This window comes from Streptomyces sp. NPDC025806 (genome assembly GCF_055558275.1).
On record NZ_JBVHMU010000006.1, the window covers coordinates 100,224 to 121,412 of the forward strand.

General features: G+C 72.9%; 21 protein-coding genes and 1 tRNA gene. 11 read left to right on the forward strand and 11 right to left on the reverse strand.

The genetic code is table 11. The features are described from left to right. Nucleotides 1-69 precede the first annotated feature (69 nt). The 5 genes from ispD (at nt 70) to ACZ4E1_RS15930 (ending at nt 5,732) form a co-directional block, all read left to right on the forward strand. Complete coding sequence (gene ispD, locus ACZ4E1_RS15910; protein WP_467539695.1) at nt 70-819, forward strand: 2-C-methyl-D-erythritol 4-phosphate cytidylyltransferase; 750 nt, start codon at nt 70-72, stop codon at nt 817-819. Continuing rightward, entirely contained in the window at nt 809-1,312 is a 504-nt protein-coding gene (gene ispF / locus ACZ4E1_RS15915) for a 2-C-methyl-D-erythritol 2,4-cyclodiphosphate synthase (protein WP_467539696.1), read from the forward strand. Before ispD ends, ispF begins: the two co-directional genes overlap by 11 nt. Before the next feature lie 246 nt (nt 1,313-1,558). Further along, nucleotides 1,559-2,956, forward strand: coding sequence for a cysteine--tRNA ligase (gene cysS / locus ACZ4E1_RS15920; RefSeq protein WP_467539697.1), 1,398 nt, complete (start codon nt 1,559-1,561; stop codon nt 2,954-2,956). Nucleotides 2,957-3,044: 88 nt separating this feature from the next. Then, nucleotides 3,045-3,995 carry a 23S rRNA (guanosine(2251)-2'-O)-methyltransferase RlmB gene (gene rlmB / locus ACZ4E1_RS15925; protein ID WP_467539698.1) on the forward strand — a complete coding sequence of 317 codons (951 nt, stop codon included), beginning with the start codon at nt 3,045-3,047 and terminating at the stop codon, nt 3,993-3,995. A gap of 120 nt (nt 3,996-4,115) precedes the next feature. After that, nucleotides 4,116-5,732, forward strand: a complete 1,617-nt coding sequence (locus ACZ4E1_RS15930; RefSeq protein ID WP_467539964.1) for a DoxX family protein — start codon at nt 4,116-4,118, stop codon at nt 5,730-5,732. A gap of 87 nt (nt 5,733-5,819) precedes the next feature. Here the strand turns inward: ACZ4E1_RS15930 and ACZ4E1_RS15935 are convergent, their stop codons facing one another. The 3 genes from ACZ4E1_RS15935 to ACZ4E1_RS15945 all read right to left on the reverse strand — a co-directional run bounded on the left by ACZ4E1_RS15935 (nt 5,820) and on the right by ACZ4E1_RS15945 (nt 8,425). Continuing rightward, entirely contained in the window at nt 5,820-6,578 is a 759-nt protein-coding gene (locus ACZ4E1_RS15935) for a nucleotidyltransferase family protein (protein ID WP_467539699.1), read from the reverse strand. Nucleotides 6,579-6,640: 62 nt separating this feature from the next. Beyond that, on the reverse strand, nt 6,641-7,099 hold the full coding sequence (locus ACZ4E1_RS15940) for a hypothetical protein (RefSeq protein ID WP_467539700.1): 459 nt from the start codon (nt 7,097-7,099) through the stop codon (nt 6,641-6,643). A gap of 186 nt (nt 7,100-7,285) precedes the next feature. Further along, on the reverse strand, nt 7,286-8,425 hold the full coding sequence (locus ACZ4E1_RS15945) for an ABC transporter ATP-binding protein (RefSeq protein WP_399130528.1): 1,140 nt from the start codon (nt 8,423-8,425) through the stop codon (nt 7,286-7,288). A 195-nt stretch (nt 8,426-8,620) separates the two neighbouring features. Here ACZ4E1_RS15945 and ACZ4E1_RS15950 point away from each other — a divergent pair. Beyond that, nucleotides 8,621-8,697: transfer RNA gene (locus tag ACZ4E1_RS15950), tRNA-Thr, on the forward strand. A 52-nt stretch (nt 8,698-8,749) separates the two neighbouring features. Here the strand turns inward: ACZ4E1_RS15950 and ACZ4E1_RS15955 are convergent. The 3 genes from ACZ4E1_RS15955 to ACZ4E1_RS15965 form a co-directional block, all read right to left on the reverse strand. Beyond that, nucleotides 8,750-9,166: a nuclear transport factor 2 family protein gene (locus ACZ4E1_RS15955; RefSeq protein ID WP_467539701.1), complete on the reverse strand. Its 417-nt coding sequence runs from the start codon at nt 9,164-9,166 to the stop codon at nt 8,750-8,752. Nucleotides 9,167-9,247: 81 nt separating this feature from the next. Continuing rightward, a complete protein-coding gene (locus tag ACZ4E1_RS15960; protein WP_467539702.1) occupies nt 9,248-10,663 on the reverse strand; it encodes an NAD(P)/FAD-dependent oxidoreductase in 1,416 nt (471 codons plus the stop codon). An 11-nt stretch (nt 10,664-10,674) separates the two neighbouring features. Further along, a complete protein-coding gene (locus tag ACZ4E1_RS15965) occupies nt 10,675-11,340 on the reverse strand; it encodes a rhomboid-like protein (protein WP_467539703.1) in 666 nt (221 codons plus the stop codon). Nucleotides 11,341-11,445: 105 nt separating this feature from the next. On the opposite strand from ACZ4E1_RS15965, the gene ACZ4E1_RS15970 reads away from it, so the two are divergent. Further along, nucleotides 11,446-11,919 carry a GNAT family N-acetyltransferase gene (locus ACZ4E1_RS15970; protein WP_467539704.1) on the forward strand — a complete coding sequence of 158 codons (474 nt, stop codon included), beginning with the start codon at nt 11,446-11,448 and terminating at the stop codon, nt 11,917-11,919. Nucleotides 11,920-11,928: 9 nt separating this feature from the next. On the opposite strand, the gene ACZ4E1_RS15975 is transcribed toward ACZ4E1_RS15970, so the two are convergent. Continuing rightward, a complete protein-coding gene (locus ACZ4E1_RS15975) occupies nt 11,929-12,942 on the reverse strand; it encodes a zinc-binding dehydrogenase (protein WP_467539705.1) in 1,014 nt (337 codons plus the stop codon). A gap of 274 nt (nt 12,943-13,216) precedes the next feature. Then, nucleotides 13,217-14,404 carry an NAD(P)-binding protein gene (locus tag ACZ4E1_RS15980; protein WP_467539706.1) on the reverse strand — a complete coding sequence of 396 codons (1,188 nt, stop codon included), beginning with the start codon at nt 14,402-14,404 and terminating at the stop codon, nt 13,217-13,219. A 166-nt stretch (nt 14,405-14,570) separates the two neighbouring features. On the opposite strand from ACZ4E1_RS15980, the gene ACZ4E1_RS15985 reads away from it, so the two are divergent. Continuing rightward, a complete protein-coding gene (locus tag ACZ4E1_RS15985; RefSeq protein ID WP_467539707.1) occupies nt 14,571-15,272 on the forward strand; it encodes a pentapeptide repeat-containing protein in 702 nt (233 codons plus the stop codon). 25 nt (nt 15,273-15,297) lie between these two features. Here the strand turns inward: ACZ4E1_RS15985 and ACZ4E1_RS15990 are convergent, their stop codons facing one another. From ACZ4E1_RS15990 to ACZ4E1_RS16000, 3 genes are all read right to left on the reverse strand, one after another. Further along, nucleotides 15,298-15,798 (reverse strand): hypothetical protein, encoded by a 501-nt coding sequence (locus ACZ4E1_RS15990; protein WP_467539708.1) that lies wholly within the window; start codon nt 15,796-15,798, stop codon nt 15,298-15,300. 104 nt (nt 15,799-15,902) lie between these two features. Beyond that, nucleotides 15,903-16,535: a response regulator gene (locus tag ACZ4E1_RS15995; RefSeq protein WP_467539709.1), complete on the reverse strand. Its 633-nt coding sequence runs from the start codon at nt 16,533-16,535 to the stop codon at nt 15,903-15,905. Nucleotides 16,536-16,867: 332 nt separating this feature from the next. After that, nucleotides 16,868-18,154, reverse strand: a complete 1,287-nt coding sequence (locus ACZ4E1_RS16000) for a sensor histidine kinase (RefSeq protein ID WP_467539710.1) — start codon at nt 18,152-18,154, stop codon at nt 16,868-16,870. 345 nt (nt 18,155-18,499) lie between these two features. On the opposite strand from ACZ4E1_RS16000, the gene ACZ4E1_RS16005 reads away from it, so the two are divergent. The 3 genes from ACZ4E1_RS16005 (at nt 18,500) to ACZ4E1_RS16015 (ending at nt 21,173) form a co-directional block, all read left to right on the forward strand. Further along, nucleotides 18,500-19,069: a GlcG/HbpS family heme-binding protein gene (locus ACZ4E1_RS16005; protein ID WP_467539711.1), complete on the forward strand. Its 570-nt coding sequence runs from the start codon at nt 18,500-18,502 to the stop codon at nt 19,067-19,069. 302 nt (nt 19,070-19,371) lie between these two features. Then, nucleotides 19,372-19,968, forward strand: coding sequence for an ankyrin repeat domain-containing protein (locus ACZ4E1_RS16010; protein ID WP_467539965.1), 597 nt, complete (start codon nt 19,372-19,374; stop codon nt 19,966-19,968). Beyond that, the gene (locus tag ACZ4E1_RS16015) at nt 19,965-21,173 is read left to right on the forward strand and encodes a YncE family protein (RefSeq protein WP_467539712.1); all 1,209 of its coding nucleotides are present in this window, start codon (nt 19,965-19,967) and stop codon (nt 21,171-21,173) included. Before ACZ4E1_RS16010 ends, ACZ4E1_RS16015 begins: the two co-directional genes overlap by 4 nt. The last annotated feature ends 16 nt before the right edge of the window (nt 21,174-21,189 follow it).

Sequence of the window (21,189 nt, forward strand, 5' to 3'; positions counted from 1 at the left end):
CAAGGCGTCGCGCCCGGCACGATGTGGCCATACCCACCACCCCCGAGCGTACAAACCTGAACGGAAGCGATGTCTGACGAAACGCGTCCCGTCACCGGTGGCGCACGTACCGCGGCCGTGATCCCGGCCGCCGGCCGGGGCGTCCGCCTCGGCCCGGGCGCCCCCAAGGCGCTCCGCGCGCTCAACGGCACCCCGATGCTCATCCACGCCGTCCGCGCCATGGCCGCCTCCCGCGCCGTCACCCTCGTCGTGGTCGTCGCACCCCCCGAGGGCGCGGCCGAGGTGAAGAGCCTCCTTGCCGACCACGCCCTCCCCGAGCGCACCGACTTCCTCGTCGTGCCCGGCGGCGACACCCGCCAGGAGTCCGTGAAACTCGGCCTCGACGCGCTGCCGGACGGCATCGACATCGTGCTCGTGCACGACGCCGCCCGCCCGCTCGTCCCCGTCGACACCGTCGACGCGGTCATCGAGGCCGTACGCGACGGCGCCCCGGCCGTCGTACCGGCGCTGCCCCTCGCCGACACGGTCAAGGAGGTCGTGCCCTCGACCGACGGCTCGCCCGAGCCCGTCGTCGCCACGCCCGTCCGGGCCCGGCTGCGCGCCGTGCAGACGCCGCAGGGCTTCGACCACGCCACCCTCGTCCGCGCCCACGAGACCGTCACCGACGACGTCACCGACGACGCGAGCATGGTCGAGAAGCTCGGCGAACAGGTCGTCCTCGTGCCCGGACACGAGGAGGCGTTCAAGGTGACCCGGCCGCTGGACCTCGTCCTCGCCGAGGCCGTACTCGCCCGCAGGAGGGCCAACGATGGGTTCTGAGTTCCCCGTGGCCCTGCCGCAGGTCGGCATCGGCACCGACATCCACGCCTTCGAAGAGGGCCGCGAGCTGTGGTGCGCCGGCCTGAAGTGGGAGGGGGAGGGGCCCGGACTCGCCGGGCACTCCGACGCGGACGTCGTCGCGCACGCGGCGTGCAACGCGCTGTTCTCCGCCGCGGGGCTCGGCGACCTGGGGCAGCACTTCGGCACGTCCCGTCCCGAGTGGGCCGGGGCCTCCGGGCTCACCCTCCTCACGGAGGCCGCGCGGATCGTCCGTGACGCGGGCTTCGTCATCGGCAACGTCGCGGTGCAGGCCGTCGGGCCCCGGCCCAAGATCGGCAAGCGGCGGGCCGAGGCGGAGTCGATCCTCTCCGGTGCGGCGGGGGCCCCTGTCTCCGTCTCCGGCGCGACGACGGACGGTCTCGGTTTCCCGGGGCGTGGCGAAGGCCTGATGGCCGTGGCAACGGCACTGGTGGTCCGGTCCCCGAAGGGGTGACATCCGCTTCGTCGCCGGGTGCGGGCCCGGTGGGGGCTGATCGCGCAGTTCCCCGCGCCCCTGAAATGCAGACCCTTCGGGTCGCATTTCCCCGATGAGGCGCAGCCTCATCAGGGGCGCGGGGAACTGCGCGGGACGGAGCCACCGGCCCGCGGTCGCGCGACGGCCGCACCCGGCAGGCGGGGGCGCCCCCCGCCCAACCCCCGGAGGGAACGGGCACGGGTGCCGGGCCACTACCCTGGAGGGGTGACGATTCGCCTGTACGACACCAGCGCCCGGCAGATCCGCGATTTCACCCCGCTCACGCCGGGCTGTGTCTCGATCTACCTGTGTGGCGCCACGGTGCAGGCCGCACCCCATATCGGGCACATCCGTTCCGGCCTCAACTTCGACATCATGCGCCGCTGGTTCACGTACCGCGGCTACGACGTGACGTTCGTGCGGAACGTGACGGACATCGACGACAAGATCATCCGCAAGGCCGCGGAGCAGAACCGGCCGTGGTGGTCGATCGGCTACGAGAACGAGCGGGCGTTCAACGACGCCTACGACGCACTCGGCTGCCTGCCGCCCACCTACGAGCCCCGCGCCACCGGGCACGTGCCCGAGATGATCGAGATGATGCGCGGTCTCATCGAGCGCGGTCACGCCTACGAGGCTGACGGCAGCGTCTACTTCGACGTGCGGTCCTTCCCCGGCTACCTGGAGCTGTCCAACCAGGACCTGGACGACCTGCGCCAGCCCGACGAGGGCGTCTCCGGCAAGCGCGACCCGCGCGACTTCGCGATGTGGAAGGCGACCAAGCCGGGCGAGCCCGACTGGGAGACCCCCTGGGGGCGCGGCCGTCCCGGCTGGCACCTGGAGTGCTCGGCGATGGCCCACAAGTACCTGGGCTCCGCGTTCGACATCCACGGCGGCGGCATCGACCTGATCTTCCCGCACCACGAGAACGAGATCGCGCAGGCCAAGGCCTTCGGCGACGAGTTCGCCAAGTACTGGGTCCACAACTCGTGGGTCACCATGTCCGGCGAGAAGATGTCCAAGTCGCTGGGCAACAGCGTGCTCGTCGGCGAGATGGTCAAGCACTGGCGGCCGATCGTGCTGCGCTACTACCTGGGCACCCCGCACTACCGCTCGACGATCGAGTACAGCGAGGAGGCCCTGCGCGAGGCCGAGTCCGCGTTCGCGCGGATCGAGGGCTTCGTCCAGCGGGTCACCGAGCTGGCCGGGGGCACCGTCGCCCCCGCCGACGAGGTGCCCCCGGCGTTCGCCGAGGCGATGGACGACGACCTGGGCGTGCCCGGCGCGCTCGCCGTCGTGCACACCGCGGTCCGCCAGGGCAACAGCGCGCTGGCCGCCGACGACAAGGAAGCCGCGGTCGCCCGCCTGGCCGAGGTCCGCGCCATGCTCGGCGTCCTCGGCCTGGACCCGCTGGACGCGCACTGGGCCGGCGAGGGCGACCGCAGCGAGGACCTGCACGGGGTCGTCGACACGCTCGTACGGCTCGTGCTGGACCAGCGGGAGTCGGCGCGGGCCCGTAAGGACTGGGCGACCGCCGACGCCATCCGCGACCAGCTCGGCCAGTCCGGCCTTGTCATCGAGGACAGCCCGAGCGGACCCCGCTGGACCCTCGGCACCCGCTGAGGACCAGGCGAATGTGCCGCCCGGGCGATCGGGCGGCACACTGCATAGACGTACACATCCACAGACAGACGTAAGAGACAGGTAGGTCATGGCCGCCAACAACAACCGCCGCATGTCCGGCAAGAAGGGCGCGCAGGTCGGCAGTGGCGGCCAGCGGCGCAAGGGCCTCGAAGGCCGGGGCCCGACCCCGCCCGCCGAGATGCGCAAGAAGCACAAGAAGAACCGCATCGCGAACGCCCAGGCCAAGCGCGCCCAGGGCCGCCCCACCAGCCGCACCGGCGGCCCCCGCGGCAAGGCGACCTCCGAGATGGTCGTCGGCCGCAACCCCGTCGTCGAGGCGCTCCGCGAGGGCGTGCCCGCGGTGACGCTGTACGTGCAGCAGTTCATCGACAACGACGAGCGTGTCCGCGAGGCCCTGCAGCTCGCCGGCGACCGCGGCGGCATCCACCTCATGGAGGCCCCCCGCCCCGAGCTCGACCGCATGACCAACGGGCTCAACCACCAGGGCCTCGTCCTCCAGGTCCCGCCCTACGAGTACGCGCACCCCGAGGACCTCGTCGCCGCCGCCTACGACGAGGGCCAGGACCCGCTGATCGTCGCCCTCGACGGCGTGACCGACCCGCGCAACCTCGGCGCCGTCGTCCGCTCCGTCTCCGCGTTCGGCGGCCACGGCGTCCTCGTGCCCGAGCGCCGCGCCGCCGGCATGACCGCCGGCGCGTGGAAGACGTCCGCCGGTACCGCCGCGCGCACGCCGGTGGCCCGCGCCACGAACCTGACCCGCGCCCTGGAGCAGTACAAGAAGGCCGGGATCGTCGTCGTGGGCCTCGCGGCCGACGGCGAAAGCACCGTCGGTGACCTGGCGGCCCTCGAGGGCCCCGTCGTCATCGTCGTCGGCAGCGAGGGCAAGGGCCTGTCCCGCCTCGTCGGCGAGACCTGCGACTACCGCGTGCGGATCCCGATGCCGGGCGGCGCCGAGTCGCTGAACGCCGGTGTGGCCGCAGGTGTCGTCCTCTACGAGGCGGCCCGCCGACGCGGCTGAGCGCGAGGTCAGCCCGGGTTCGACCCGGGCTGACCAGGGCCTGTCCGGGCTTGACGGGGTCCGGACATTTCGGTGGGCATGAGGCAGTGTCCTAAACACACATCACTCGGTTAGATGAGTGTGGACACCAGAACGCCCCGCACTCCCTCGGGGGATCGCTCGTCGGGATTCGACGACGGCCCCGCGCTGAGCATGGTGAAGGTTCCGTGCGACCCGGCGCAGGTCATCGTCAATCACGCGAGCTTCCGCGTGCAGCTCCCCCGGGGGCAACAGACGCAACTCCCGCGCATCGCACGGCACGTGAGCGCCCTGGGCCCGCGCGTCCCCGTCATCACGGCCGCGGGCACCCCCGGTGCCCGGCGCCGCCGTGTCGTCATGAGCGGCGGCGGAGGCCTCGACACCGGCGGACTCCTGCAGGGCGCCCGCCGTGTCGGCGACCCCGTCGACGACGGCGGATCCACCCAGGTCATCCCACGGGTCGACATCGCCCGCGACCTCGCCGACGACCTCGACCTGTACCGGGACGAGCCGACGCAGGAGACGCCCGTCATCGGGCAGCAGGCCGGCGCCCCCGGCACCCGGATCCTGCCCCAGATGCGCCAGGCCGGCAGCGCCTTCGAGGACACCGGCGAACTCGCCCCCGTCGCCTACGCGGACGACGAGTTCGAGGGCTCCGACGGCGACCCCGAGCACGAGCGCGCCGCCCGCCGCTACGGCCCCGTCCGGCACGCCTACTACCCGGGCCGCCGTATGAACCTCGGCGTCGTGCTGCTCCCGCTGCGCGTCTTCCTCGGCTTCATCTCCATCTACGCCGGCATGGGCAAGCTCTGCGACCCCGTCTACTTCGACGGCGGCGAACGCGGCTCCATGGTCAAGTGGCTCAACTCGCTGCACCCGTGGGCCCTCGCCGAACCCCTGCGCGACTGGGCCCTCCAGCACCCCGTCGGCGCCGGACTCGCCATCGCCTTCCTCCAGGTCATCGTCGGCGTTCTGACCGTGCTCGGACTCTGGCAGCGGCTCGCCGCAGTCTTCGGCGCCCTGCTCTCCGCCGCACTCCTCGTCACCGTCAGCTGGAAGACCGTCCCGGCCTACGACACGCCGGACATCATCTACCTGGCCGCCTGGTCCCCGCTCATCATCGCGGGCGCCCCCGTCTACTCCGTTGACGGACGACTCGCCAGCGGCGCCTGGCGACGCCTCGGCCCGCGCGCCGCACTCGGTGAACTGCGCCGCTACGTCCTGCGCCGCGGCACCGTCGTCGCCACCCTCGTCATCGGCGGCACGCTCCTCATCGGCTCGCTGCTCGGCGCCGCCGTCCGCGACTCCGACCGCGTCACCGCCCCCGGCCCCGGCGACACCCCGCGCAACGAACTGCCCGGCTCCCCGCTCCCGTCCGAACCCGGACACCGCAAGGAGAAGCGCCGCTCGCAGAGCCCCTCGGCGGTCAACTCGCCCACCCAGGGCACCACGTCGAGCCCGACCGGCGCGCCGAGCGCCCGGGAGACCGCCGGCGCGACCAGCGGCACCACGACGCCCGCCCAGACACAGGGCGCGACGGCCGGACAGGCCCCGCCGCAGCAGACGACACCGCAGCAGCCGGCCACCAGCGCCGGCACCACCAGCGGTCCGACCTCCGGCGGCACGACCGGCGGCACCTCCGACGGCGGCACCACCTCGGGCGGCTCCGACGGCGGCGCCGAGAAGCCGGGTCTGGTGGGCGGCCTCCTCGGCGGCTGACCGCCGCCACGACCCCCATGACGACGGGGCCCCGCACACGTGGTGTGCGGGGCCCCGTCGTCGTACAAAAGCGCAGTGCGGGACGGCTCAACGAGCCTGTGCGGCAAGCTCCTTGGCGGCCTCCGTGAGGTCCTTCGCGGTGTCGATGGCCCGCCAGTACGCGCCCTGCGGGAGCGGGAACCCGGCGAGGCGCTTGGCGCGGGCCAGCCGCGGGAACGTGGTCCGCTCGTGGTCGCCGAGGTCCGGCAGCAGCGACGCGAACTCGGCGGAGAACACGTACACGCCCGCGTTGATCAGATACGGCGACGGTGGCGCCTCGATGAAGTCCGTGATGTGGCCGAACGCGTCGGTCTCCACCGCGCCCCACGGGATGCGCGGCCGGGCCAGCGCCAGCGTCGCCGTCGCCTCGCGCTCGGCGTGGAAGTCGGCCATCTCGCGCAGCGAGAACCGCGTCCAGATGTCGCCGTTCGTCGCGTACCAGGGGCGGTCCGGGTGCGGCAGATGACCCGCCGCGTACTTGAGGCCGCCGCCGCGCCCCAGCGGCTCCTTCTCGACGGCCGTCGTGACCCGCAGTGGCAGCTCGGTCTCGCGCAGCCAGTCCTGGAGGACCTCCGCGAGATGGCCGCACGAGACCACGGCATCGGTGACGCCCTCGGCGGCCAGCCAGGCCAGCTGGTGCCCGATGATCGGCATGCCCGTGCCCGGGATCTCCACCATCGGCTTGGGCCGGTCGTCCGTGTAGGGGCGCAGGCGTGAGCCCTGGCCGCCCGCCAGGACGACGGCCTGCGTCGGGCGGTGCTGCGGGAACGCGTGCGGGCCGTGCGCGGCCGGTTCGACGGTCGTCATGACCGGAACCCTAGCCGCGCACGGCCCGTCGGGCAGGGAGGAGCCCCAGGGCCCCTCGGAGGTCAGCCTCGGAAGCCGGCGACCCCGGAGGCGAAGGACGTGTCGCAGACCGGGCGGGCGTAGGACTGCGCGCGGGCCGGGCCGTACGCGTGCACGGCGGCGCGGCCGAGGGCCTTGGCGATCGTCATGCAGTGCTTCGCCAACGAGGGCCGCCGGTCGATCTCCTGCTGGAGATGCGTGAGCGCGACGCCCGGGTTCTCCTCCTGGAGCTCCTCGAGCAGGCGGTCGCGCAGGATGTCCTGGGGCGCGCGGGACTTGGCGCGCGCCGAGACGTCCTGCGAGGAAGCTGTCAGGATGGAATCCTGCGAACCTCCCGACCAGTTGACCCGGGTGACCGCGAGGGTCCCGGAGAGCACCAGCATCACCGGCAGGACGAAGGCGAGCGTGCGGGCGGCGCGGCGGGCGGGGCCCTGGCCCCGGGCTCGGCGCGACCTCTGGGTGTAGTTAGCGGAGTGCGTCACGCGAGTGAGCGTAGCGGTCGGTGATGATTTGGCGACATTTAGTCACTCGACCGAGGGACAGGCAACGGGGTTTCTTTGCTTGGGCGTTGACGCGGCTGGCCCAAAAGTCCTATTTGCCGGGGTATTTGTCGACAACGAAGGCCCCCGCACCGAGGTGCGAGGGCCTTCGAAGACGGTCGCTCCGGGTCAGTCGGAGAGACGCTCACCCGTGGACGTCGAGAACACGTGGGTCTCGCCCGGACGCGGAACCACGTGCAGTTCGGCGCCCTTCTCCGGCACCCGGCGGCCGTTGACGCGGACGACCAGGTCCTTGTCCTCGCCGCCGACGCGAGCGGTGCCGTAGACGTAACCGTCGGCGCCGAGCTCCTCGACCACGTTCACGGACACCGCGAGACCGGCCGGGGCGTCGCTGGAGTCCTTCGTCAGGGACTTCGAGGCCTCGCCGCCGCCGTGCTCCACGACGTCGAAGTGCTCGGGGCGCACGCCGACCGTGACCGTGCGGTCGCCCTTGTCGGACGCGGCCTTCAGCGCGTCGCGGTTCACCGGCACGACCGAGTTGCCGAACTTCACGCCGCCGTCGGTGATCGGCACCTCGACCAGGTTCATCGCCGGGGAGCCGATGAAGCCGGCGACGAACAGGTTCGCCGGCTTGTCGTACATGTTGCGCGGCGAGTCGACCTGCTGGAGCAGACCGTCCTTGAGCACGGCCACGCGGTCGCCCATGGTCATGGCCTCGACCTGGTCGTGCGTGACGTACACGGTCGTGATGCCGAGGCGGCGCTGGAGCGAGGCGATCTGCGTACGGGTGCTGACACGGAGCTTGGCGTCGAGGTTCGACAGCGGCTCGTCCATGAGGAACACCTGCGGCTCACGCACGATGGCGCGGCCCATCGCCACACGCTGACGCTGACCACCGGACAGCGCCTTCGGCTTGCGGTCCAGGTACTCGGTCAGGTCGAGGATCTTGGCGGCCTCCTCGACCTTCTGCCGGATCTCCGCCTTGTTCACGCCGGCGATCTTCAGGGCGAAGCCCATGTTGTCGGCGACGCTCATGTGCGGGTACAGCGCGTAGTTCTGGAACACCATGGCGATGTCCCGGTCCTTGGGCGGCAGGTGCGTGACGTCGCGGTCGCCGATGCGGATCGCACCGCCGTTGACGTCCTCGAGACCCGCGAGCATGCGCAGGGAGGTCGACTTGCCGCAGCCGGACGGACCGACGAGGACGAGGAACTCGCCGTCCTCGATCTCGATGTCCAGGCCGTCGACGGCGGGCTTGGTGGAACCCGGGTAGACGCGGGTCGCCTTGTCGAACGTGACAGAAGCCATGGCTGTGAAGCCCCCTTCACCGGCAGGAACGTGCCGGACGATCCGTAGTGGAAGGTGGTGAGTGGTGTAGTCCACGCGAGTGAACTGCTGGGACCGTACCCGGCGGGGGGCGGGTATGTCAGCAGGTCGGGGGCTGTGGGATTCGCCGGAATCTTCGAGAGGTCCGCGGACGGCGTTGGTTACACTGCACGGGCTGCCTCCTTAGCTCAGCTGGCCAGAGCAACGCACTTGTAATGCGTAGGTCGTCGGTTCGAATCCGACAGGGGGCTCCACGATCAGCCGAAACCCCGGGTCACCGCAGGTGTGACCTGGGGTTTTCGCTGTTCAGAGGCCGAACAGGGCCTGGGCCGCGTGGCGGGTGTCCGTGTACTCGCGGACTTCGGTGATCTTGCCGGCGTGGACGGTGAAGATGCCCAGGCAGTGGTTGTCGTAGCGGGCGCCGGTGGCGGCTTCGGCCTGGGCTCGCCATTCGGCTATCACGGTCGGGCCGTCCGCCAGGACGTTCGTCAGGGTGATGGTGGGGGTGGTGCCGGGGGCGAAGAGGGACGCCGTGGCCTTGCCGAGGAAGTCGTCGAGGATCGTGTCGCGACCGCGCCAGGTGCCGGAGAGGGGGAGGTCGGTGCCCGGGTAGGTCCAGGTCGCGTCCTCCGCGAAGGAGGACCTGATCGTGGGGAGGTCGCCGGTGGCCACCGCCTCGATGTAGCGGGTGACGACGGTGCGGGGCGTGGCTTCTGTGGTCATGGCCCCGAGTGAAGTCCTCGGGGCCATGGTGGGGCCAACAACTCGGGCGGGGGCGCGACAACAGCCCGTTGTCGCGGCCGGTCAGCCGCGGCCGGCGATCTTGTCGGCGGCCTTGGCGAGGCGGGAGGAGTCCGCGCTGTGGCCGGTCAGTTCGCGGCGGTCGGCGGCGTGGTACGTGGCGTACATGCCGTGGACGCCGAGCCAGCGGAAGGGTTCGGGCTCCCACTTGCGGACCTTGTGGTTGGCCCAGGGGAGGGCCGTGAGGTCGGTGGGGCCGGACTGGCCGGAGTCCTGCTGGACGAGGTCGCGCAGGGTGCGGGCGGCCAGGTTCGCCGTGGCCACGCCGGAGCCCACGTAGCCGCCGGCCCAGCCGAGGCCGGTCGAACGGTCCAGGCTGACGGAGGCGCACCAGTCGCGGGGGACGCCGAGGACGCCGGACCAGGCGTGGGCGATGCCGAGGCCGGTGAGCTGGGGGAAGAAGCGGGTGAGGATGTCGTACAGGGCCTCGACGGTGTGGGGCTGGGTGCGGCCGTCGTTGTCGGTGCGGGAGCCGAAGCGGTAGGGGACGCCGCGTCCGCCGAGGGCGATGCGGTCGTCGGCGGTGCGCTGGGCGTACATGTAGGCGTGGGCCATGTCGCCGAGGGTTTCGCGGCCTTCCCAGCCGATGGATTCCCACTGGGCCGGGGTGAGGGGCTCGGTGGCGATCATGGAGGAGTTCATGGGGAGCCAGGTGCGGCGGCTGCCCCTGAGGGAGGCGGTGAAGCCTTCGGTGCAGCGCAGGACGTAGGGGGCGCGCACGGTGCCGTAGGGGGTGATGGCGTGCTTGGGCTTGATCTCGGTGACGGGGGTGGATTCGTGGATGGTGACGCCGAGGGCTTCGGCGGCGCGGGCGAGGCCCTTGACGAGCTTGACGGGGTGCAGGCGGGCGCCGTGGGGGGTCCAGGTGGAGCCGACGGCGCCGGCGACGCGGATGCGTTCGGCCGTCTCGCGGGCGCCGTGCAGGGTGCGTTCCTTCTCGCCGTAGGAGACCTCGGTCGCGTGGAAGGCCTTGAGGCGGGCGAGTTGGGCGGGGGTGTAGGCGACTTCGAGGACGCCGCCGTGGTGGATGTCGGCGTCGATGTCCTCGGCCTTGGCGACGTCGATGACCTCGGTGACGGTGTCGTTCATGGCCTGCTGGAGGCGGACGGCGGCGTCGTGGCCGTGGAGTTTGGCGTAGCGGTCGCGGCCGGCGACGCCGTTGTAGAGCCAGCCGCCGTTGCGGCCGGAGGCGCCGTAGCCGCAGAACTTCTGTTCGAGGACGGTGATGCGGAGGAAGGGGGCGGCCTTTTTGAGGTAGTAGGCGGTCCACAGGCCGGTGTAGCCGCCGCCGACGATGACGACGTCGGCGGTCGCGTCGCCGGGGAGGGGTTCGCGGGTGTCGGGGAGGCCGTCGTCGGCGTACCAGTAGGAGATGCCGCCGTTGACGGTGGTGGTGGTGCTGCGGTGCGTGCTGCTCATGGCGGTGGACGTTACTGCGGGGGTGGGGGTTTGCGGCAGGGGGTGAGCGGGGCGGGTGTGGGGGCGCGGGTGAGGGGGCGGCAGGACAGGCCGATGAGGACGGCGGTGGCGTGGCCGAGGTCGGTGAAGGTGCGGCCGGTGCCGGTGAGGAGGGGGAGGCCGTAGAGGGTGAGGACGGCGGCGAGGTAGGCGTAGCGCCAGGGGGAGGGGATGAGGTAGGTGAGGACGGCGGCGACTCCGGCGAGGGCGTAACTGACGCCTACGTCGAGGGTGTTGACGGCGGAGGTGGGGGCGTGGCCGTGGCGGATGGCCCAGAGGAGGGCGCCTTCGCTGATGAGGGTGGCGAGGACGTGCGAGGCGGCGACGACGGCGAGCCAGCGGGGGGTGCCGAGGCGGTGTTCGGTGGGGGCGTGGAGGAGGGTGTAGAGGGCGGCGTAGGGCCACCAGCTGCTGCCGTCGATCCAGAAGGCGGAGGCCACGAGGACGCGGACGGGGTTCTGGGAGAGCTCGTGGAGGTTGGTCGAGCGCTGGCGCAGGAAGGTGGTTTCGAAGGCGGGGGTCATGTGGTGGAGGGCGACGGTGGTGACGAAGAGGGCGGCGAGCCAGAGGTAGGTGCCGGGGGCTTGTCGTACGTAGGTCTTGGCGCGGGGCCAGAGGTGGATGGGGCGTGCGGGCATGTCTGATTCAGGCATGCGGGTGGGGGCGGGGGCGGGATTGACGGCTCCGGGTCCGTGGAATGCGCGCCGCGCGCCGCGTTTCCTCCCGGCGGTTAGCCTGCGTCCATGATTCGTGAGGCGAGGGTCGAGGACGTGTCCGCCATGCACGCCATGGTGCGTGAACTGGCGGAGTACGAGAAGGCGTTGGAGGAGGCGCGGGCCTCCGAGGGGCAGTTGCGGGAGGCGTTGTTCGGGGAGCGGCCGGCGGCGTTCGCGCATGTGGCGGAGGACGACGTGACCGGTGAGGTGGTCGGGTTCGCGTTGTGGTTCCTGAACTTCTCGACGTGGCGCGGGGTGCACGGGATCTATCTGGAGGATCTGTACGTGCGGCCCGGGGCGCGGGGTGGTGGGTACGGGAAGGCGTTGTTGCGGGAGTTGGCGCGGATCTGTGTCGAGCGGGGGTACGAGCGGCTGGAGTGGTCGGTGCTGGACTGGAACACTCCGGCGGTCGACTTCTATCGGGCGCTGGGGGCGCGGCCGCAGGACGAGTGGACGGTGTTCCGGTTGACGGACGAGGCGTTGGGCGCACTCGGGGGCTGAGGCGCCGGGTCAGGGTTCGAGGACGACCTTGCCGGTGGTGGCGCGGGTTTCGAGGGCGTGGTGGGCGGCGGCTGCTTCCGCGAGGGGGAAGCGGTGGAGTGCGGGGCGGAAGATGCCGCGGGCGGCGAGGTCGAGGGCGCGGAGTTCGAGGGTGCGCAGGGGGTCGGGGCCGCCGGCGCGGGCGAGGAGCGGGGGGCCGAGGACCTGTTCCTGAGTGATGCCGCGGCGGGTCTGTTCGGCGGGGTCGAGGAGGTGGGGGCCGGTGTCGGCGCCGATGCCCTGGGCGGACCAGCCGAAGACGAGGTGGTGGCCGCCGGGGCCGAGGAGGTCGAGGGCGGTGTCGGTGGTGGTGCCGCCGACGCCGTCGAGGAGGAGGGTGGCGTACAGTCCGCGGGCGGTGAGGAAGGCGCGGGCGGTGTCGGCCCAGTCGGGGGCGGTGTAGTCGAGGGCGAGGTGGGCGCCGTTGGCGGTGGCCCGCGCGGTTTTGGCGGGGCCGCCGGCGAGGGCGATGACGGTGCCGCCGGCGTGCTTCACGTACTGGACGAGGAGGGTGCCGATGCCGCCGGCGGCGGCGGGGATCAGGGCGACGGTGTCCGGGGTGATCCGGGTGAAGTTGAGGATGCCGGCGGTGGTGCGGCCGGTGCCGATGAGGGCGACGGCCTGGGCGGCGTCGAGGGTGTCGGGGAGGGCGTGGAGGCGGTCGGTGCCGGTGACGGCGAGTTCGGCGTATCCGCCGGGGACCATGCCGAGGTGGGTGACGACGCGGCGGCCGAGCCAGCTGGGGTCGGTGTCGGGGCCGAGGGCGTCGACGGTGCCGGCGACTTCGCGGCCGGGGATGGTGGGCAGGTCGGGGAGTGCGGGCAGGGGGCCTTGGTGGCCGGCGCGCAGGGCGGTGTCGAGGAGGTGGACCCCGGCGGCTTCGACGGCGATGCGGACCTGGCCGGGGCCGGGCGTGGGGTCGGGCGTCTCCTCGTAGGTGAGGTTCTCGGCGGGGCCGAAGGCGTGCAGGCGGACGGCGTGCATGGGGGCTCCCCAGCGGGTGGTGGTCGCCGGCGGGTGCCGGTGGTCGGCGGGTGCCGGTGGTCGGCCGGGTTGCCGACGCCGCAAGTCTTCGACCTCAAGCGGACTTGAGGTCAAGGGCGGGGGAACGGTGGTCTCTTCCTGAGCGTTGCCGGGTGCGGGCCGGTGGGGGCTGGTCGCGCCCACGCGGCGGAGCCGCAGATCGACACAGCCCCGCGCCCCCTGAAATGCAGACGCTTCGCGTCGCATTTCCCCGATGGGCCGGCGGGGCTTGGGATCAGGCGGACTTGAGGTCGAGGCCGGGGACGCGGAGGGCGGAGCGCAGGGCGAGGGTGGTGGCTTCGATGGCGCTGGTGAAGGAGACCTCGGACAGGACGCCGGGGGCGGCGACCATGTCGCCGGCGAGGTAGACGCCGTCGCCGCGGTCGATGGCGGGGCGGTCGCGCCAGGTGGTGCCGGGGCGGTCGAGGGCGCCGGTGCGGTTCTTGGCGACGGCGTCGCGGCGCCACACGGTGCGGTCGCGCCAGTCGGGGAAGGCGAGGTCGAGGAGGTGCTCGGCGCGGGCGGAGCCGTCGGCCTTGGATTCGTCGGGCGCGATCGGGACCTGTCCCTGGAGGAGGCTCTCGCCGTGCGGGGCGAGGGAGGGGTCCTGTGCGGTGAACCGTTCGAGCCAGGCCGGGAAGTCGATGCCGGACACCGCGAAGGCGTCGCCGCGGCGCCGTCGCAGGGCGAGGTCGATGAGGGTGGTGCGGCCGCTGTCCCAGACGAGGGTGTCGTCGCGCAGGAGGCGGCGGGCGGCGTCCAGGGAGGTGGCGACGACGACGGGGGAGTCGGTGGGGAGGGTGTCGAGGCGGCTGAGGGTCTCGACGCGGACGCCGAGGTTCCAGGCGCGGGCGGCCATGCGGTCGATGACGGCGGACCAGCCGCCGACCGGGTAGTGCGCCTCGGGCGGGAGTGTGGCGGTGCGGCGCAGGCGTTCCTGGACGAAGCGGGCGGAGAGAGAGCCGGGGGCGTGGTGGAAGAGGGCGACAGCGGTGTAGTGGGCGGCGGCGCGGGCGCCGTCGGGGCCGACGTGGCGGCTCGCCCAGGTGGTGAAGTCCTCGTCCACGGGGACCCGTTCGGCCCGGTGCCGGAGCAGGCGGAGGAGGGCGGCGGGCGGGGTGCGGCGCAGGACGCCGCCGCGGTGGAACCGCAGCCGGGCGCCTTCGAGGGGTGGTACGGCGGCGATGGCGCCGAGGAGGTCGCGGTGCTTCAGCCAGGTCCAGTGGGGGCCGCCGTTGTAGAGGGCGTGGGGGCCGTCGTGGGTGCGGTAGGCGGCGTCGGCGGTGCGGGCCCGGCCGCCGAGGGTGTGGTGGGCCTCGTGGAGGGTGACGCGGGCGCCGGCCTCGGCGGCGGTGATCGCGGCGGTCAGACCGGCGAAGCCGCCGCCGACGACGGTGAGATCGGGGGTCGTCCTGCGGGCCATGCGGTGCTCCTGCCTTCGTGCGCGCGTTCCGGGGGCGCGGGGGTGGCTTGCACGGATACGACGGCGGGGGCGCCCCAGGATGTGACATCGGCCGGGGCGGGCGCGGATCGGCGCTGGTCACAAGGGGTTGCTCGGCGTTGTCAGTGGGGCCGGGCAGCATGGGGGCATGGTCGACAGGAGCGGTGGCGGGAGCAGGGGCAGGGCCGGGGCGGCGAAGGGGCGGCGGGCGCGGCGGCCCGAGGTGCGGCTGCCTCCGTTGGAGCCGTGGCCGGAGGGGGAGTTCCTGGAGCCGGACGGGGACTACGACGGGGTGGAGCTCCGGGGCGTGGACCTGTCGGGGCAGGAGGGGATCGGGGCGCGGTTCATGGACTGCGCGATCGAGGAGTGCGCGCTGGACGGTACGGACCTGGGCCGGGCGCGGGTCCTGGACTCGTCGCTGAGCGGGATCAGAGGCGTGGGCACGGATCTGGCGGGGGCGACGCTGCGGGACGTCGAGGTGGTGGACGCGCGGCTCGGCGGGACGCAGTTGCACGGGGCGGTCCTGGAGCGGGTGCTGATCCGCGGCGGGAAGATCGACTATCTGAACCTGCGGAAGGCGCGGCTCAAGGACGTCGTGTTCGAGGGCTGTGTGCTGGTGGAGCCGGACTTCGGGGCGGCGCGTCTGGAGCGGGTGGAGTTTCCCGGGTGCGTGGTGACGGGGGCGGATCTGTCGGCGGCGACGCTGGTGGACGTGGACCTGCGGGACGCGGCGCGGCTGGAGATCGCGCGCGGGGTGGACCGGCTGGGCGGGGCCGTGATCTCGACGGCGCAGCTGCTGGATCTGGCGCCGGTGTTCGCGGCGGCGCTGGGGGTGCGGGTGGAGGGGTGAGCGGTCCCGGGGCCCCGGCGCCGGGTCACTTCATGCGGGGGAAGCGGGCCTGGAGGTCCCAGATCGCCGGGTTGTCCGCGAGGTCCTCGTGCAGGTCGGTCAGGTCGGCGATCAGGTCGTGGAGGAAGTCGCGGGCCTCGCGGCGCAGTTCGGAGTGGGAGAAGGTCAGCGGCGGTTCGTCGCCGGGCATCCAGTCGGCCTCGATGTCGACCCAGCCGAAGCGGCGCTCGAACAGCATGCGGTCGGTGGACTCGGTGAAGTCCAGCTCCGCGTACTGGGGGGTGGCGCTGCGGCTGCCGCGCGGGTCGCGGTCCAACTGCTCGGTGATGTCGCACAGGGCCCACGCGAAGTCGAGCACCGGCACCCATCCCCAGGCTGTGGACAGCTCCCGGTCGGCCTTGGTGTCGGCCAGGTACACGTCGCCGCTGAACAGGTCGTGGCGCAGCGCGTGGACGTCCGCACGGCGGTAGTCCGTCTGCGGGGGGTCCGGGAAGCGGCGGGAGAGGGCGTATCCGATGTCGAGCACGTACGTGATGGTGTCACGTACGTGTGCGGTGCCGCTCCGCGTGCGGGGCGGCTGTGGCCGCGGTGGTGCGGGTGCCCGGGCGGGGCTCCGCATCGGCGTGCGGTTCAGGGGAGGAGGCGCTGCTCCTTCGCCACGGCCACGGCGCCTGCGCGGGTGTCGACGCCGAGCTTGTCGTAGATCCGGCCCAGGTGGGTCTTGACCGTGGCCTCGCTGATGAAGAGGGCCTTGGCGATCTCCCGGTTGCTCAGGCCGTGCGCGAGCTGGGCGAGGATGTCGCGCTCGCGGTCGGTGAGGGTGGGGCGGGGCTTGCGCATGTTGGCCATGACCCGGGAGGCGACCGGGGCGGAGAGGGTGGTGCGGCCCTGGGCGGCGGCGTGGATCGCGGCGAACAGTTCCTCGGGGCGTTCCGCCTTGAGCAGGTAGCCGGTGGCGCCGGCCTCGATGGCGCGGGTGATGTCGGCGTCCGTGTCGTACGTGGTGAGGACCAGGACGTTCGGGCCGCCGCCCGGGGGCGCGGTGAGGCGGCGGGTCGTCTCTACGCCGTCGATGCCCTCGCCGAGCTGGAGGTCCATCAGGACGACGTCCGGGGCGAGTTTGGCGGCCAGGGCGACGGCCTCCTCGCCGGTGCCGGCCTCTCCGACGACCTCGATGTCGGGGGCGCTGTCCAGGAGGGCGAGGAGGCCGGCGCGGACCACTACGTGGTCGTCGCAGAGCAGGATCTTCACGGGCGTCGTCATGATGGCGCGGGTCTCCTCGGGTGGGCTGCGGTGTTCATTGTGCGGGTGGATCGGGTGCGGGGCCATCGCCGTCGGGGTGGCGGTTTCGTCGTCGGGTGCGGGTGCGTCGTGGCTGGTCGCGCAGTTCCCCGCGCCCCTGGAAGGCTGCGGCTTCGCCGCGCCTTCCCCAGATGAAAGGCGCCCCGCACCTAGGTCGGGGAAATGCGGCGCGAAGCGCCAGGCATTTCAGGGGCGCGGGGAACTGCGCGACCAGCCACGACGGCGGGAGAGTCGAAGATCGAGCCCCTCCGGCGATTGAGGAGCGGGGGCCGGGGCGGAGCCCCTGGGAGGGGTCAGGCTCGGGGGGACAGAGGGATCGCGGCGGTCAGGACCGTACCCTCGCCCGGCGCGGAGTCCAGAGTCAGCGTGCCACCGAGCTGACGGACACGGGCCCGGATCGCGGGGACCCCATGCCCGCGGACACCCGTGGAGGCGTCGGGGAGGGCCGCGGGGTCGAACCCGGCGCCGTTGTCGACGACGTCCAGGACGACCTGGTCGTCGAGGAGGGTGAGGGTCACCGCCGCCTCCGTGGCCCCGGAGTGCTCGCGGACATTGGCGAGCGCGCCCTGTGCGATGCGGAGCAGCGCGGACTGGACCCGGTCCGGCAGCCGGGGCGTACGCCCCCCGTCGTCGATGTGGACCCGGACGGAGAGCCGCTCGCCGGAGGCGCGCGCGGCGACGGCGTGCAGCCCTGCCTCCAGTCCGTCGGCCAGGTCCGCCGGGGCGAGGTCGTGCACGAAGCGGCGCGCCTCGGTGAGGTTGTGCTCGGCGATCGACGTCGCGGTGTGGACGTGGACGCGGGCCTTGGCGCTGTCGGTGTCCCAGACGCGTTCGGCGGCCTGGAGCAGCATCTGCTGGCTGGACAGGCCCTGCGCGAGGGTGTCGTGGATCTCCATGGACAGCCGCTGGCGCTCGGCGAGGGTGCCCTCGCGCCGCTCGGAGGCGGCCAGTTCGCGCCGGGTGCGGATCAGGTCGTCGATGAGGGCCCGCTGGCGGGCGGCCTGCCGCTGCATCTGCGTGAAGATCGCCGTGGCGAACGCGGCGACGGCGGCGGGCCCGATCACCAGGTCCTGGTCGAACCGCCCGGCCAGCTGCAACTGGGAGAAGATCACGACGACGGTGAGCAGCCCGACCAGGACGTACGCGGCGACCGTCGGCAGCGTCCGCAGGATCGCGTAGAAGAGCGGGACGGCCACCCACGCGAAGCTGGGGGCGACGTCGACGAGGACGGCCCAGACGACGATCACGACGACGAGCCAGGCGAGGCGGCGTGGCCGGGGCCAGGGGACGGGGGTGCCGGGCGGCAGGTTCGGCACACTGCCGCGGCGCGGGCCCACGATGTAGAGGACGGAGAGGATCGTGGCCAGCGTGATGACGTAGGGGGCCTTGACCTCTTCGCCGTGCCGCTGCACGAACCGGATCATGGACGAGCCGAGCAGGACGAAGAACGCGACGCTCATGAGGATCTCGAGCCAGCGTCCGTCCGGGTCGTGCTCGGTCAGCGGGCCGGGGGCCGGCTCGTCCGCCGGACGGGCATGGCGTCCGGTGCGGGCAGCGTCCCGCCGGTCGGCGTCCGTCATGGGCGCACCTCCTCTCCTTGTACGGCGCGTGCGGCGCGTGCGCACCGCCTCGATCCGCGGCACCCCGATCGAGTCTGTGGATCGAGTGCGTGAAATGGGCAAACATTCCCATTCTCACCTGCTGCGGCGCTGCGGGGGTCAACCGTTCGGATGACCCCCGGGTCGGCTGCTCGGGCCGCCGCGACCAGCCGGAACGCCGACGGGTGAGGGCGGGTCCCGGGCCCAGGATGGATATCAGAGCGGGACGGCAGGAACCGGAAGCCACCGGGTGGGCCGAGCCTCCTCGACCACGCACCGGACAGCCGGTGTCCAGCCTCCCTTCACATCCCTTGGAGATTGATCCTCATGAAGCACGTCAAGAAGGTCTCGAAGCGCGCCCGCGTCATCACCGGCACCTCCCTGGCTGCCGCGATCGCCCTCGGGGGCTTCGGCGCCTACTCGGCGAGCGCCGCCGACTCCGCCCAGGCCGCCGCCCCGGCCGTCGCCGCCGCGAACGTCAAGGGCAGCACCACCACCACGACCACGCACCTCACCATCGACGCCGCGTCGAAGGCCGCCCAGGCCGCGCTCGACGCCGCCGAGAAGGAGGGCCAGCGCGTCTCCGTGGCCGTCGTGGACCGCGACGGCAACACCATCCTGACCCTGCGCGGCGACGGCGCCGGCCCGCAGTCCTACGAGGCCGCCGAGAAGAAGGCGTTCACCGCCGTCTCCTGGAACGCCCCGACCTCCGAGCTGGCCAAGCGCCTCACGAACGCCCCGACCCTGAAGGACATCCCGGGCACCCTGTTCCTGGCCGGCGGCGCCCCCGTCACCGCCAAGAACGCCCCGATCGCGGGCATCGGCGTGGCCGGCGCCCCGTCCGGCGACCTGGACGAGAAGTTCGCCCAGGCCGGTGTCGCCGCCCTGAACGGCTGACCCACCCCCTGAACCTCCGGCGGCGCCAGGCACACCCCCGTCCTGGCGCCGCCGGAGCCGTCCGCCGACCGCCCGGCCCCGCCTGTCCCGGGCCGGGCGGTTCGCAGACGGACCGTTCAGCTGCCCGAACGGGTCCCCCCACGTCACGCGCCCCGCACCACCGAGAAAGGATCGCCGCTGTGTCCCTGCCCCTGGCCGTCAAGGTCGCTGTCACCCGGCTGCACGCGTCCCGGATCCACCTCGCCACGGTGACCGCGGCCGGGATGTCCAGGACCCGATCGACCGCCACCCGGAGAGCCGCCATGAACCCCCACAACCGTGCCCTGCTCGACGCCGCCGCCCTCGGTGACGCCGACGCAGTGCGGGCCGCCCTCGCCGACGGCGCCCAGACCGAGGCCCGCGACGCCCACCGGCGCACGCCGCTGCTGCTCGCCGCCCTGCACGACCGGGTCGAGGCCGCGCGGGCACTCGTCGCCGCCGGCGCCGATCCGGACGCGCAGGACGACCGCGAGGACAGCCCGTGGCTGGTCACCGGCGTCACCGGCAGCGTCGCCATGATGCGCGCGCTCCTCCCGGCCCGCCCCGATCTGAAGCGCACCAACCGCTTCGGCGGCATCTCGCTGATCCCCGCCGCCGAGCGCGGCCATGTCGACTACGTCCGCGCCCTGCTGCGCGAGACCGACATCGACGTCGACCACGTCAACCGGCTCGGCTGGACCGCGCTGCTCGAAGCCGTGATCCTCGGCGACGGCGGCCGCGCCCACCAGGAGATCGTCGAGCTTCTCGTCACCGCGGGCGCCGCGCCCGGGCTGGCCGACGCCGACGGGGTCACCGCCCTGCAGCACGCCGAACGCCGCGGCTTCACGGAGATCGCGGGTCTGCTGAGGGCCGTGCGATGACCCGCCACAACCTGACCCGCCACACCCTGACGCCCCGCACTCTGATGCCCCGCACCCTGAGCCGCCGCGCCCGGCTGTCCCGTACGGCGGCCCTCGCCCTGGCCTCCGCCGCCCTGCTCGCCGGCTGTTCGACCGCCGACGGAGCGGACGGCGCGGCGGGAGCGGCCGAGGCCCCGGCCCCCGCCTCCTCGTCCCCCGTGCGCAGCCCCGGCCCCGAGCCGAGCGGGAAGACGCCCGACGGGACGCTCCTGGTCGCCGACTTCGGCGCCGACACCGTCACGTTCGTCGACCCCGAGAAGGGGCCGGTGGACTCCGTGAAGGTCGGCGCGTACCCGTACGGGCTCGTCGTCGGTGCGGACGGCCGCGCCTGGGTCGCCACCGCCGAGGGCGTCGCCGTCGTCGACACCGACCGGCGCGAGCGCCTGGACCTCATCGCGTACGAGACCGACGACCTCGGGCCCGTCATCGGTGGTGAGTACCGCGGCGGCGGCATGGGCATCGCGATCGCGCCCGACGGGGAGCACGTCTACGTCGGCGTCAACGTGCCCGGCGGCAACGGCACCGTAGAGACGATCGACACGAAGACCCGCGAGGTCACCGACACCACCGACGTCGGCCGGCGCCCGTTCGACGTGGACGTGTCCCGCGACGGCCGCGAGGTGTACGCGACGGACCACGACTCGTTCGACGTCACCGTCGTCGACGCCCGCACCCACGACACCCGCCGCATCGAGGTCGCCCCCTACGGCACCGAGGGCGGGCTCGGCTCCTGGCTGAAGCCGCACTACGCGGCCGTGCGGGACGACGGCAAGCTGCTGTTCCCGTTCGAGGGGGAGCGCCTCGTCGTGCTCGACCCGAAGACCGGGAAGTCGGTCATCGAGAGGATGACGGCCAACACGCACCAGCACGGCGTCACGATCACCCCCGACGGCACGCTCCTCGCCGTCGGCACCGGGCCGATCGACCCGTCGCAGGACGAGGGCCCGTCGCTGACCGTCCGCGACAAGGACGGCAAGGAGAAGGTGATCCCGCTGAAGGGCCCGCACGAGGACGTCGCGGTGTCGAAGGACGGGAAGACCGCGTACGTCACCGGTGGCTTCACCCGAGACGGCTACTGGAACGGCATCACCGTCGTCGACCTCGACAGCGGCGACACCCACCGACTGGCCGCCGGCGCCCGCCCCCTGGGCATCGCGGTCCTCTGACCGGGCGGTCTGCCCG

Coding starts and splice junctions, on each gene's coding strand:
- ACZ4E1_RS15960 (WP_467539702.1), bottom strand. CDS start 10,663: ATGAGCAGCACGCACCGCAGCACCACCACCACCGTCAACGGCGGCATC.
- ACZ4E1_RS15980 (WP_467539706.1), bottom strand. CDS start 14,404: ATGGCCCGCAGGACGACCCCCGATCTCACCGTCGTCGGCGGCGGCTTC.
- ACZ4E1_RS16000 (WP_467539710.1), bottom strand. CDS start 18,154: ATGACGGACGCCGACCGGCGGGACGCTGCCCGCACCGGACGCCATGCC.
- ACZ4E1_RS15975 (WP_467539705.1), bottom strand. CDS start 12,942: ATGCACGCCGTCCGCCTGCACGCCTTCGGCCCCGCCGAGAACCTCACC.
- rlmB (WP_467539698.1), top strand. CDS start 3,045: ATGGCCGCCAACAACAACCGCCGCATGTCCGGCAAGAAGGGCGCGCAG.
- ACZ4E1_RS15995 (WP_467539709.1), bottom strand. CDS start 16,535: ATGACGACGCCCGTGAAGATCCTGCTCTGCGACGACCACGTAGTGGTC.
- ACZ4E1_RS15945 (WP_399130528.1), bottom strand. CDS start 8,425: ATGGCTTCTGTCACGTTCGACAAGGCGACCCGCGTCTACCCGGGTTCC.
- ACZ4E1_RS16010 (WP_467539965.1), top strand. CDS start 19,372: ATGAACCCCCACAACCGTGCCCTGCTCGACGCCGCCGCCCTCGGTGAC.
- ACZ4E1_RS15970 (WP_467539704.1), top strand. CDS start 11,446: ATGATTCGTGAGGCGAGGGTCGAGGACGTGTCCGCCATGCACGCCATG.
- ACZ4E1_RS16015 (WP_467539712.1), top strand. CDS start 19,965: ATGACCCGCCACAACCTGACCCGCCACACCCTGACGCCCCGCACTCTG.
- ispF (WP_467539696.1), top strand. CDS start 809: ATGGGTTCTGAGTTCCCCGTGGCCCTGCCGCAGGTCGGCATCGGCACC.
- ACZ4E1_RS16005 (WP_467539711.1), top strand. CDS start 18,500: ATGAAGCACGTCAAGAAGGTCTCGAAGCGCGCCCGCGTCATCACCGGC.
- ACZ4E1_RS15985 (WP_467539707.1), top strand. CDS start 14,571: ATGGTCGACAGGAGCGGTGGCGGGAGCAGGGGCAGGGCCGGGGCGGCG.
- ACZ4E1_RS15935 (WP_467539699.1), bottom strand. CDS start 6,578: ATGACGACCGTCGAACCGGCCGCGCACGGCCCGCACGCGTTCCCGCAG.
- ispD (WP_467539695.1), top strand. CDS start 70: ATGTCTGACGAAACGCGTCCCGTCACCGGTGGCGCACGTACCGCGGCC.
- ACZ4E1_RS15955 (WP_467539701.1), bottom strand. CDS start 9,166: ATGACCACAGAAGCCACGCCCCGCACCGTCGTCACCCGCTACATCGAG.
- ACZ4E1_RS15965 (WP_467539703.1), bottom strand. CDS start 11,340: ATGCCCGCACGCCCCATCCACCTCTGGCCCCGCGCCAAGACCTACGTA.